This window comes from Pseudomonadota bacterium, assembly GCA_030860485.1.
Classification (GTDB): domain Bacteria; phylum Pseudomonadota; class Gammaproteobacteria; order JACCXJ01; family JACCXJ01; genus JACCXJ01.
The window spans coordinates 1-12,334 of sequence record JALZID010000210.1 but is presented as its reverse complement, the minus strand read 5'-3'; the positions used below and the strand labels follow the sequence as shown (position 1 = coordinate 12,334).

Genomic DNA, 12,334 nt, shown 5'->3' with positions numbered 1-12,334 from the left:
TCCTTTGTGGGACGTATGACCTTCCGAAACCCATACATACCACGGAGCGCCCTCTCTTCCAAGCTTTTTCCACTCTAACCTATTGATCCATCGTCGTTATAAAAGATCTTCACCCATCTTCGATGGCGGCGATGATCGTCAAAGTACCGTCGCACTGCGGACACTGCGCGATGTCGATATCGAATACCGACTTGCGCAACCGGGCCCAGCCCAGCTCATCCAAGCGGGCGCCAAGCGACGGGGCGCGTCACCGTGGTCCGCTGAGGGCGTATTGGCGTTGACCAGCCCGCTCGCGCTTTTACAACCCCGCAACCTTCCCTGCGTCTCGGCGGGACACGATAGCACTCGAGAGGAGAAACACCGATGACCAGGCTTTGGGCGGTTTACAGTACGATGGATCACCGGCCGGGGCAGGTCCCGGTGCTGACGCAGTCTGTGGACGCCACCCGCCGTACGGCCGACGATGCCGTAATGATGTCGAGTGGATCGTCGGCGACGGCGAGGTGGAGCCACCGGGATCGATCTCGATGTCTGAATAGTGCAGGGGAGCGGGCTCGGACCCAAACGGAGCGCTTCGAGGTGAGCGCGAATGTACCCTCCGGACGACCGAGTGCCTGACGGATTCGATAGGTTGGTTGGCCTGCCGTTGCGTTATGGGCCACTTCCAGCAGCATTCCCCCCGTAACCGCGGGGGTTCTTTTGAGCGGTGGGGCGGGCCGCGATGCGATGACGCCCGGCACTCGCTCGCTTGTATTCGCGCGTTTCAACTTGACTAACCCGAATCGGCTAAGTCGGGCTAACTACTAGGCCGGGTGCGACAATTTGTCGCATGCCCGAGATACGATGTTTGCGCCTATAATCGGTCACGCTTGGGTGCTTAAGCGCGGGCGTACGAATCATTCACGTATTTTTGAGGCAGAACAATATGAATGCGACAATGAGAATCACGGTAGCCCTGGGTCTCACCTGGGCGACCATGGCGGGGGGTGTAGTAAGCGCGCAAGCGCCCCTGCCGAAGGGTGCTGCGGAAGGGGCTATGTCGCTGCACCATCTGCACATGAGTATGCTGGATCATGGCCTGGGCATGGCGGCCGAGGGCTCGAACCTGCTCATGCTCTCCGAGATGGGCCGGTGCTATAGTCCCAACCGGAAGGGTGTCGTCCAGGTGAGTTGGCTCTCCACCGGCACCCCGACCACAGAAAGCGCCGCAGGACCCATGCACGAGCGTCAAATTGGCGGGCGCGTGCCCTCCCCTTACTGTCTAGTCAATCGATAGGAGAGCCACCATGTCAGATGTTAATTCCGTTCCCCGTCACGAGACGGAACACCCGCGCAGGGCCTTTCTCACCGGTGCCGCAGCAGCCGGTGCGGCTACCCTCTTGGTCGGCAGCGACGTGCCTTTGCGGCACCCGAGAAGGAGCCCGGCCACACCCATTCCTGGGCCTATGGCGGCGTTATGCAAGCCGCAACCACCTGTATGGGCGCAGGGCACGAGTGTCTTAGCCACTGCTTGAACAGCTTCCAGGCCGGAGACAGCTCCCTGATCGCCTGCGGAGTCGCGGTACAGCAGACGATCGCGGGCTGCAATGCGCTGGCGCAGCTCGGTGCCAGTAATTCGACACACACCAAGGCTTTTGCGGAGGCCTGCGCTGCGGTCTGCAGCGACTGCGAGAAGGAATGCCGCAAGCACGCCTCGAAGCACGACGCTTGCCGCAAGTGTGCCGATGCCTGCCAGGCCTTGGTCCGCGAGGTCAAGAAGGCCGCCTGAACGGTGCAGCCCCCTACGGAGTCACGATCCGTAAGGCGCTGCACTGGCGGTCTATTCCGCGACCACCGTAGCCGGTATCAGCCGGCCGCGGAGGATCACTCGCGGGATACCACTGCCCATTGGGGCCGCGCCTTGGGCGCGGCCCGCTTTTCTCCCTCTTCACGCGTTTCGTACCAGGCGATCCGATCCTAGGGCGTGGGCCAAGACTTCCTAATCGGCAGGAGGCCATCGATGTCCGCATCCGTCGGCTCGGCAGCAACGGTCGAAACCCACCCCCCCCCCGCAAGGGGGGATCGAGCGGGCTTTTCCGGTTGACAGATATTTGCGGCCAGAACCCCACCGATGGTCGAGAGATCCACGGGTTCATTGGTGTCGGTGCGAAACGCGATGACCGAGCTACCTTTGGGGAACGCCGCACTCTGAGCGATCACCGGCAGATGGTCGCCCGCTGCGTTTTCGCAGCCATGCGGAATGGAAAACGCTTTGAAGACCCGACTCCCTTCGTTGACCGATGAGTCCTTGATGGGAGTGTGAGCAAAGACACTGCTACTGCCGAAAGAATCTTCATTGGTTCTGAGTAGTTACCACGCCCGTACTCGTATGGACGAACCCGGAAGAGCTCGGGCCTTGGCAATGGAACTCGACCGTGAAACGCTCGGGACCCCTCCCCGATTTCGTGACTATGACCCGATAGACGCCGTTGCCTCCGTCCACGTAGGCCCAAGGGCTGTAACGCCGGTCTCCGTCCTTCTTGTCCGTCACGCGAACCGCGGTCCCACCCTTCGCTATCGTCACGCTGACCTTAGGGTTCCGGCGGGGGAGCTCATCCCGCACTCGGGCCGCGAGGCGGAACGTCGCGGTATCGCCGCCTTCCTCGTTCGAGCAGGTTACGGAGTAGACATCCGTCGCTCTCTTTTTCTTACCCAGAAAGCCTCCCGCGGAATGCCCCAGGACGACCCCAACCTGGCCGACCGAAAGCAGGAACGACAAGGCCATGGCGATGCTTTTATAGGACGCGTTCCTCCTACCGAGCGATCCGATCACCTCGATCACCGATGCGCCGGCGCGAAACCAGCGTGACCGATCGCAACGAGCGGTGACAGCCTGGTAACGGCCTTCTCGAAACCTAGATGCATAATAATTACTTCCTCCTTCCACATCGACGGTTCAAACCGGGTGGTGTTCGAGCGGGCCCCAGCCGGCGGCGTTTACTCGGCCGCGATGGCGGGCACAAGACGCCCGGCCACGCGCGCCACGGCAAATCCGGTGTTAGTGCTGCCGCGCGTCGGCGAGCCGTCGACGCTCTTCCTTCGATTGATGTTCAATCTCGCGGATTTTCACGGCCGCTGCCGTTCGTACCGTCTCGTCGCTGTCGGCCAAGGCTTGTTCGAGGAGCATGCCCCCCTCCCGGTCCGCCTCCTCCCGGACGCAAGCGGAACCGCGCGCCTAACCCTCGCGGTAAGAACGGTTATTCAGGCTCTTTCCGTCACTCGATACCCACCTGACTGGCCGCATCCGCCAAGGCTCGCAACCTTTTGGAAAGGGCGTAATAGTCTACTAGGAGACTACACCACTTGGCTTCGCCCGTACATGCGACAAATTGTCGCACCCCCCTACTGTTCGCGGTGGCATTGCTAGCACCCGGGCACGGGGTGTCGCTATGGGGATCCCTCGTTTGGTTCGCCTTGTGGCCGCAAGTCGTGTGCAGGGTGCGACAATTTGTCGCATTGACAAGGCTGTGCACGCTACATAATCTCCCTCATTGAGCAGAGGATACCCGTAGTACCGTACCGCCTAATTCGAGTGGAGGCTTGGTTTGAGCCGGAGCCCACGGGTGCGCTTCGCACGAAGCGAACCCGGCCAGACGTTGCATGAGGTGCGCGTTCAAGGCGTCGGAACCGTTCTGCTTCTAACAAGACCCACATTTCGGAGGAGAGTATGCCAAGTCCAAAAATGGTAAGCCGACTGATGACGTGCTCCGTCATCAGTTTACTGTACGGGGTTTCGGAGGGCGCGCTCGCCCATACCGGTGTCCAAGATCAAGCCAGATCGTCGGCAACCTCGGCGACTACCTCAAATAACGCCTTCGTCATAACGCATGGCTGCTCCGGCGCCGAGGGGGGCCCTGATCCCTTACCGGTGTTAGGACAGAGCGCCGTCTTTCCGTTCGGGCCCCCAAGCCAGGCCGTATGGGTGAACCCGGCGACGAATGCGCCCATAGACCCCGTCACGGTCATCGGAGGCGATGGAACCCTGAACCTGGCCGTAGGCGGGGTTCAGGACCGATCCCTCTTCGACACCCAACACGAGGAGGGTACCGATCCGGTGCGTGCGCTCAATTGGAGGGACGGTAGCTTGAATCCCGACCTGGTCGGATACGCGCGGTTCCGCGTGAGCGTGCCGCCCATCGTGAACAACTGTGTAGCGAACCTCCGGATCCGTATCGCGGTCGCGAACTGGTGTGAAGAGGACCAGAACGAAGCCTCGGACCGGAACAACAATCGGGCCGACTGGTGGTTCACGGCCGAGACCGGGACTCAGAGCTTCACGGACCCGGATCTGATCCAACCGACGTTCTGGACTACGCTGACGGTGATGAACCCCAACGCCACCGACGACAATTGCCCCGCGGACCAACGCTTCGACGTCGCGGTCATGCCGAGTGGCGCGGACATCGATACGTACCTCCCATATCGGAGATTCACCAGGCGGCCCCCGCCGTTTTGATGGCCTGGCAGAATAGTTTCGAAGCCGCAGGGGAGAGCGGTCGGAGCTCGGGCAGGGCAGGATTTCGGCCCCCGGACCTTCGATCGATCGCGAAGAGGGCGAGGGTGGGGGTTGAGCTTCGCAACGTTTTGACAGACTCAACCCCCATCCTAGCCCTTTCCCTTCCAATTCCAAATATCTTTGGGTAGATTCTTTACAAAGGCCCTCAGGGCTCGTCGAGCACCGCAAAGGCCGGCGCATCTCGCGCGCGGCTCTGCAACGCGTCGGATCCCTCGCTTTTAGCCGACGCCCCGAGCGAGCCGCCGGTCTCCCCGTACACGTCCACCCAGAAATGGGGCAGGCCCATGCCCGCCAGCCAGGTCGGGCCGGCAGCCTCCTTGAGCATGGCGATCGTCGCGGCGCTGCCCGCGATGAGACACAGGTCTCCGGCGACGCTCACCGACGCCAAGTGGCGCGCCGGCCAGCCGGTTTTGGGATTGAGGATGTGGCCGTAACGCACGCCGTCCAACACGATACAGCGCTCGTAGTCGCCGCTGCTGGCAAGCCCCCCGCGGTGTAGCGAGACCGTCCGGATGAGGGCCCCGGGACGGCGGGGATGGCGAATTCCGATCCGCCATGGGCTGCCATCCAGTCGCGGCCCGATGATCTTGATGTCCCCGCCTAGGTTGACATAGCCCGATCGGGCGCCGGCGTTCCAGCAAAAGGTCGCCGCCCGATCGACGGCGTATTCCTTGACGACGCCGCCGAAGTCGATCTCCATACCGGGCGTCGGAAACTGGAGCAGCGGCGGCGCCCAGCGGACTCGGTCCCAGCCGACTTGGCCGAGTAGGTTTTGGAGCCGTGCCGGGTCCGGCAGCATGCCGCGATCGAAACGCCACGCGCGGCGCAATATGCCGGAGGTGATGTCGAAGAGCCCTGCGCTCTCGCGATAACAGGTCGCGGCGTAATCGAGCAGGCCGGCGGTCTCGTCGTCTACAGAGAGGCTTTCCCCACGGCCGGCCACGCGATTGATCTCGGATAGAAAACTCTCGCTGCGATAGCGCGAGTAACGCGCTTCCAAACGGCCGATCTCAGCGATCGCGATGGCCGCTATCCGATCGGCGTCCGCTTGGCCTTTGGCGAAGAGCCGGATCTCACACGGAGAGCCCATCGCCTTGAACGTGGTTCGGAAAGCCTCCAGGCCACGGAGCTTCGTTCCCACCATGGGTCTCCGGCGTGCCTTTCAGAACTTCAGCTTGAAGCTCGCGAACAACGAGCCGTCACGTTCGAGCTGGTAGCCGTTGAAGTCGTCGTCCACGGGTTCTAACCATTCGACGCTCAAACGGTTGTCCTTGAGCCCCGCGATCGGTATCTCGGCGCTGAGCCCGAAGCCGACATCCCAGAACCGCCCGCCGTAGTTCTGCGGGAAGTCCACCGGGCTCAGTTGCGAATGTACGTCGTTGAACTCGCCCTCGATCTCCCCTTGCGTCGTGTAGGCGCCGCGCACCGAGGCGGACAGCCAGTCGGTCAGGCCGACGCTCCCCCAGGCGGTGGCCTGGAACTGATCGCCCAATGCATAGCCGGATTCGTTTTCGTTCTCGAGGCGATGGATCCCGCGCAATTGCCCGCCCCAGGACCAGCGCGTCGCCTGTCCCGTGTAAGTGAGGCTCGGCAGGAAGTCCCAGGTGCCGCTGCCGAGTTGCATCGCGTAGTGGATGAAGCCCTGATCGATCCCATGGGTGGGCCTGAGCTTCTCGTCGACGGAGCCGGTCGGGGCGCTCACCCCGAGACCCAGGTGCATGTGATGTCCGGGGATATCGAACAGCTTGAACAGGGCAAACATGGACGTATCGCCGACGCCACCCGTGGCTTCGGTGTGGATCACATGGTGGAACTCCGTGCTGTCGAGCGGGGGAGCACCGTCGAGCGCCTCCTGATGCATCTCCATGTCGATGAACTGGGGCATGAGCATCAGGTTCAGCCAGTCGGTCGGCGCGTACATGAGATCGAGCATGTGCATGCGCATGGTGTGCTCGACCGGCCTCACTTTGCAGGGGAGGTCGCCACAGGCGTCGCCGGCGATGACGGCATCGCCCACGGCGTCCGAGCCACGCAGGATATCACCGTCCTGGCGGTGGTACATATAGCGGTAGCCGACCATGAAGTCACCGGCCCTGGGCAGCATGTGGTCGAACATGACCCCGGCCGGCGCGTCACCGTGGGCGTGGCCGTGCGCGGCGGACTCATGGTCACGATGGCCGCTGTCGGCGGCGGACCACACGGCGTCGAGGGCGACATTCAGCGCGGCATTGACCTGGTAGTAGCTGAAGTCGGCGTAATCGCCCTCACCGTCGTCGCCGAGCTTGAGCCCGCCCTCATGGGTGTAGTACTCGAAGCCCGCCTCGAGACGAACACCCGTCGCGAATTCCTTGCTCACGATCAGCCCACCGCTCAAGGCGCCAAAGCCCGAAAGACGGTGGTCGCTCGAGAAGTCGTCGGGAAGCTTCTCGGGGTCGAAGGGGACGTCGCGGCAAATACTTCCTTCGTCGTCACACACCGTCCTGGTGGGCGCTTGCCTGGAGATGAGGAAAGGCTGGTAGAAATCTGCGGCGTCTTGCGAGAAATAGCGCACCCAGGGGGTCACGCTCCAACCCCGGCCCAGGGGTTGGCCCCAGCTCGACTCGAACGTGTGGGCGTCGATCCCCCAATCATCGGAAAAGAAGCGGTAGCCGAGATGTAACGACGCATCGAAGGGTTCGACATATTGCACATAGCGCGCGTCCCAGGTCCATTGGTTGCGCGTATCCGGCCGCTCCTCGAGTAAGGCATCAACCGTCCCGACGAATCCGCCTGGAGGCGCTAGGAGCTGTTGCTCGGGATCGATGAAGGCGACCTCTACCACCTTATAGGGATTTTCCAGAAACCCGGTGCTCCGGGTATAACCGACATTGGTCTCGAGGAGCGCGTCCTTGGTCAGGACCTGCGTCAGACCGAAAACTGTAGCCCAATCCTGTCGCTCGCCTTCCAATGTAGCAGCTTTGGCCGCGGTGTTGGGTAACGACCTAATGTCGATCTGGTCCGTATATGCCGAGGTATCGATGTAGGGAAGGGCATCGTGATCGAGGATGGCCTCGGTGTCGCTCCGGGTGTAGCTCAATCCCAGGTTCAAGGTGGTGCGTTTCTGGTTGAGGTCCCAGCGGCCCCCCAGGCTGCCCCAGCGTGATTCATAGTCTCTTTCTGAGGAAAGGCCGCCGCCCATGTCGAGCGCCGCCTCGTTCCATTCGTAGCTGAGCCTGAAATCCCCCTGCTTGCGGGTCTCGGGCGAGGCGGAAGAAAGCGTATGCACCAACTGTGTGTTCGTACCGGCCGGCTGGCCGAGCTCGTCTAAAGCAATCGGGTTGAGCTGAGAATCGAAGAACAGGTCACCATTGATGAACGGCGTAGCTCCCGAAACCCCATCGGGGGATGTCGGACAATTCCCCCCCGAACAGCTCGGGCCACTGCTAACGAATGCCTGCGGCACGGTGGCGATCGGCGTGGCCCCGGACCAGGTGTCCTGCACGTAGTTGGCGAAGAACTTCAACCGGTCGAAGAGCGTGAGGCTCGCGCTACCGTGGAGGCTGTCCACCAAGAGGGGATCGAATTTGCTCTCTACGCCGAAGAGGTCGCGTTGGCCCTCCTGGTAGCGGCCGTACTGAAAGCCGAGCTCGTCGCCCTCGGCAGCAGGAGTGGGCGATGGCACGAGCCCCGGCAAAGCCAGGGCGGCGGCCGTCAGCGCCCGTGAGGAAACATTGGTCTGTATCGCCGGTTGCGGCCCCGAGCTCAGGGGCTGCCCGCAGCGCCACGGCGCAAGGCGCCCCGCGAAAAACCGGCAGACGCCGCGAAGCCCTCGCCCGAGGGCGGCGAGACGCCGCACGACCACGTTCAGGAGCCTTGGGTACAGGGCGTCCCTGCCCGCCGTCCGGCGACGGTGTTCGCTCTAAGGCCCTTGTGCATCAGGCCTAGCTAGTAGCAGCCGCAACCAGCACCCGCTGCGGTCCCGCCGGCCAACGCCGCCTCGCGGCTCATATAGGTGTGCGCGCGCAAGGCACGTAGCGCCGGGTTGGGCTCCAAGGCCATGTGTGGCTTGGCGAGACGGCCGCGCTCCCACGGCGCCACCGGCGCGCAGCCCGAAAGCCAAACGCCCAGCCCGAGCACTAGGGCCGTCAATGCCCGTTTCGTTTTCTTCATCGCAGTCCCTCGTCGAACCCGCCGAGGCCCGCGGGGCCCTCGCCGATCGACGGCAGCGTCCTAATCGATCTGCTGATTCCGAGCAACCCTCCGCAGCGACCGGGCACGTTTCTTCGTCACGCCCTCGCGACGCTCTACTATATCCTATCAGGATGCCTCCAGCCCTGTAAATGCGACAAATTGTCGCACCCCGTTCCGCACGGATCTAGGGGGGTGCGACAATTTGTCGCATTGACGCGTGCCGCAGCGTGAAATAGACTCCTCCGGTGGCGGTGAAACGTGCTTCGGGTAAAGGGCATTCGATGGCCGGAAATCAACAGGTTACTTCGGGGATCCTCAACGGAGAAAGCGCTCCGCCGTCGTCTCGGTGGAGGGGCGCTCGGTGATATGAAACGAGCAGCAAGGAGATCGGGCTAAGGGCGTGGTCAGGCTGTAACCGGGGACAAGATGAAACAACATCTCTCGACTGCCTTTTTTTGTGCGCTGGCGTTGGTGTGTCATGGGAACGCCAACGGTTTCGACGCGGGTCAGGAGGCGCCCAACTGCTCGTTGGCGCCGGCCGGGAATGAGCAATCCTTCGATCTGCATCGATTCCGCGGCAAGGTCGTGTACGTCGATTTCTGGGCCTCCTGGTGTTCTCCCTGTGCGCAGTCCTTCGTCTTCTTGAACGATCTGGAAGAGCAGTTTCGGGATAAAGGCCTACAAATACTAGGTATCAACTTGGATGAAAGACGAGAAGACGCAAAGAACTTTCTCGCGAAGCACCCGGCGAGCTTCACGGTGGCTTATGACGCGGGTGGACGGTGTCCGCAGGACTTCGGCGTCCAAGGCATGCCATCGTCTTACCTGGTCGACCGCAAAGGCGTCATTCGTCACGTGCACCTGGGCTTTCGGCGTGGAGAGGCCGAGAACCTCCGTGGGCTGGTGGAACAGCTCTTGGCGGAAGCCCCGGCGGGCCCAAGCACAAAAAAACATTAACGCCGACCTGCCGCACTAGACCGGCGGCGTCCGGTCTTTGGTGAAGGCGGCGGGGAACGCCCATACACGCGCGCCGTACGGTCTTCTTTCGGACATCGTTTCGCCTGTTCAATCAGTCATGAACGGGATCCCCAAACCGCTTCGTGCGGTGGAGCGTACCGGACTTTATCTGACCGTGTTCCTGACCGGAGGCGCGGTGATGGTGATCGAGCTTTTGGGCACGCGCATCATCGCCCCGTTCTACGGCGTGAGCCTCTATGTCTGGTCGTCCCTGATCTCCGTGGCGTTGATCGCGCTTGCCATCGGCTATTTTGCCGGCGGCCGGTGGGCCGACCGGGCGAAACGCACCGGGCTTTCACTCGTAATTTCACTCGCCGCCCTGTTTACACTCTTGATCCCGTGGATAACCCGGCCCGTCTTGCTGGTGACCGACGCCCTGGGGCTGCGCGCGGGGGCCTTTGTAAGCGCACTGGTGTTGTTCTCGCCCAGTCTGACCCTGTTAGGAATGGTTGGGCCCTATGCCATCAAGCTCGCGACCTCACGGTTGGAGGGTGTCGGCACCAGCGCCGGGTCGATCTATGCCGTCAGCACGCTTGGAAGCGTGGTTGGCACCCTGGTTTTGGGTTTCTTCCTATTTCCCGTGCTGGGCTCACGCGAGATCCTCATCGGTCTGGGGGTGGCTCTCTTGGCGCTGGCCGTGGCCGTGGCGATCTATGAGCAAACGCGCTTGGGACGAAGCGCCGCCGTGCTGCCGTGCGTGCTGTTGGCCGCGATCGGGATCGCCTTGCTGCCCCGAGCCGTCGGCGCGGGGCGTGCTTACACCGGTGGGGGGGACACTTTTCAGATCCGCTCCGAGCGGGAAAGCCTGTACGGCTGGGTGCGGGTGATCGATCAAAAGATAGCCGATCTCCGTCGCCTCATGTCGGATGCGTCGACGATCGGCGCTGCCAGCATATCGAGTGGCGAGAACCGGCTCGCCTACCAGGAAATAGTCCAGCTGATCCCGGCCCTGGCGCCGGACATGAAACGCGCTTTGCTCATTGGCCAGGGCGCAGGCCATATGGCCACGACGCTGCGTGATCGTAACGGGATCGTGACCGACGTGTTGGAGATCGATCCAGCCGTCGCGGACGCCGCGTCCGCCTTTTTTGGCTTCACCCCGATTGGCAAAGCCATAGTCGGGGACGCCCGTTACGAGATCCGACGCCTCACGGGCCCGTACGACTTGATCATCCATGATTGTTTCACGGGGGGATCGGAGCCCGCGCACCTATTGACCGTAGAGACCTTGTCTCAGTTACGCGGACTCCTATCGGACCAGGGCATTCTCGCGCTCAATTTCGTCGCTTTCTTTGAAGACGGTCGGAACGCTGCCCTGGCGTCCGTCGCGCGCACCATCGCGCAGGTATTCCCCCATCACTCGGTCTTTGTCTCCGAACCCGGCAAGGACTTCAACGATTTCATCTTTCTTGCGAGCGACAATCCCATCGACCTCGGCTCCCCTACCCTCGATGCCGGGCAAGCCACGTGGCTGAAGAACCGGAGCATCTCGCTTGACGAGGCCCAAGGCATGATCCTGACGGACGATTTCAACCCGCTCGAGCAACTGCAGACCCGCAAAGCCGAACATTACAGGCGTATCCTAGTCGGCTGGGTCGGTACCGAACTGTTGGTTCGCTGAGGGTAGCGCCGCCCGGTCCCCTCCCCTGCGCGGAGCGGGGGAGGGTAGGGTAATGGTATGGACTCCTCCCCTCCCTAACGGCATCGTGATGTGCCAGAGTGGAGGATGAAACGACCACTTCAACGAAGAGGAGGAGTCCGGTATGAAGAGTACGACAATCGGGTTGGACATTGCAAAGAACGTCTTTCAGGCCCACGGGGTGGATGCGAAGGGTAACGTGGTGCTACGCAAGGTGCTCAAGCGACGGCAGGTGTTGGAGTTTTTCGCGAACCGGGCGCCTAGCCTCATCGGGATGGAGGCCTGCGCCGGGGCGCATTACTGGGCGCGGGAGCTCGGGAAGCAGGGGCATGAGGTACGGCTGATCAGCCCACAGTTCGTCAAGCCGTACGTGAAGGGGAACAAGAACGACGCCAACGATGCTGAGGCGATCTGCGAAGCCGTCGGCCGTCCCAATATGCGCTTCGTGCCGGTGAAGAGCCCCGAGCAGCAAGATGTCCTGGCCCTGCACCGGGTGCGCAGTGGGTTGGTGAAGGAGCGGACAGCCCAGGCCAATCGGCTGCGTGGCTTGTTGGGCGAGTATGGGATCGTCATCGGCAAGGGCTTGGCCCAGCTTCGCAAGCGCTTGCCAGAGATCTTGGAGGACGCCGAGAACGACTTGAGTGACTTGGTGCGGGCGTTGTTCGCCGATCTGCACGGGCGGATCTTGGCGCTCGACCAGCACGTCGCGGCGTACGGGGACAAGCTCAAGACGCTGAACCAGATGAGCGCGGTGTGCCGAAAGATCGGCCAGGTGCCGGGGGTGGGGCCGATCACGGCGACGGCGATGGCGGCCTCGCTCGGCGATGGTCAGGCCTTCGAGACGGGGCGGCAGGTCTCGGCGTGGCGCGGTCTGGTACTCTGCCATCAATCGAGCGTCGGGAAGCCTAAGCTTATGGGCATCAGCAAGCGCGGCGACACCTATATGCGCACCC

Annotated in this window: 10 protein-coding genes; 6 read left to right on the top strand and 4 right to left on the bottom strand. The window is 62.5% G+C overall.

Annotated elements, in window-relative coordinates:
• The first annotated feature begins 937 nt into the window (after positions 1 to 937).
• Together M3461_12415 and M3461_12410 are read left to right on the top strand one after the other, a co-directional pair.
• Positions 938 to 1,276, top strand: a complete 339-nt coding sequence (locus M3461_12415; GenBank protein MDQ3775094.1) for a hypothetical protein — start codon at positions 938 to 940, stop codon at positions 1,274 to 1,276.
• Positions 1,277 to 1,456: 180 nt separating this feature from the next.
• A complete protein-coding gene (locus tag M3461_12410) occupies positions 1,457 to 1,768 on the top strand; it encodes a Csp1 family four helix bundle copper storage protein (protein MDQ3775093.1) in 312 nt (103 codons plus the stop codon).
• A 564-nt stretch (positions 1,769 to 2,332) separates the two neighbouring features.
• Here the strand turns inward: M3461_12410 and M3461_12405 are convergent.
• Positions 2,333 to 2,821, bottom strand: coding sequence for a hypothetical protein (locus M3461_12405; GenBank protein MDQ3775092.1), 489 nt, complete (start codon positions 2,819 to 2,821; stop codon positions 2,333 to 2,335).
• 1,140 nt (positions 2,822 to 3,961) lie between these two features.
• On the opposite strand from M3461_12405, the gene M3461_12400 reads away from it, so the two are divergent.
• The gene (locus M3461_12400) at positions 3,962 to 4,495 is read left to right on the top strand and encodes a hypothetical protein (GenBank protein ID MDQ3775091.1); all 534 of its coding nucleotides are present in this window, start codon (positions 3,962 to 3,964) and stop codon (positions 4,493 to 4,495) included.
• A 205-nt stretch (positions 4,496 to 4,700) separates the two neighbouring features.
• Here the strand turns inward: M3461_12400 and M3461_12395 are convergent, their stop codons facing one another.
• From M3461_12395 to M3461_12385, 3 genes are all read right to left on the bottom strand, one after another.
• Positions 4,701 to 5,699 carry an FAD:protein FMN transferase gene (locus tag M3461_12395; GenBank protein MDQ3775090.1) on the bottom strand — a complete coding sequence of 333 codons (999 nt, stop codon included), beginning with the start codon at positions 5,697 to 5,699 and terminating at the stop codon, positions 4,701 to 4,703.
• 18 nt (positions 5,700 to 5,717) lie between these two features.
• Complete coding sequence (locus tag M3461_12390; GenBank protein ID MDQ3775089.1) at positions 5,718 to 8,390, bottom strand: DUF3570 domain-containing protein; 2,673 nt, start codon at positions 8,388 to 8,390, stop codon at positions 5,718 to 5,720.
• A gap of 89 nt (positions 8,391 to 8,479) precedes the next feature.
• Complete coding sequence (locus tag M3461_12385; protein MDQ3775088.1) at positions 8,480 to 8,704, bottom strand: DUF4266 domain-containing protein; 225 nt, start codon at positions 8,702 to 8,704, stop codon at positions 8,480 to 8,482.
• Between the two features lie 447 nt (positions 8,705 to 9,151).
• Between M3461_12385 and M3461_12380 the strand changes: the two genes are divergently transcribed.
• The 3 genes from M3461_12380 to M3461_12370 all read left to right on the top strand — a co-directional run.
• Positions 9,152 to 9,682: a TlpA family protein disulfide reductase gene (locus M3461_12380; protein ID MDQ3775087.1), complete on the top strand. Its 531-nt coding sequence runs from the start codon at positions 9,152 to 9,154 to the stop codon at positions 9,680 to 9,682.
• 118 nt (positions 9,683 to 9,800) lie between these two features.
• Positions 9,801 to 11,363, top strand: a complete 1,563-nt coding sequence (locus M3461_12375; protein ID MDQ3775086.1) for a fused MFS/spermidine synthase — start codon at positions 9,801 to 9,803, stop codon at positions 11,361 to 11,363.
• A gap of 142 nt (positions 11,364 to 11,505) precedes the next feature.
• On the top strand, positions 11,506 to 12,334 hold an 829-nt coding region (locus M3461_12370), incomplete at its 3' end, for an IS110 family transposase (GenBank protein ID MDQ3775085.1).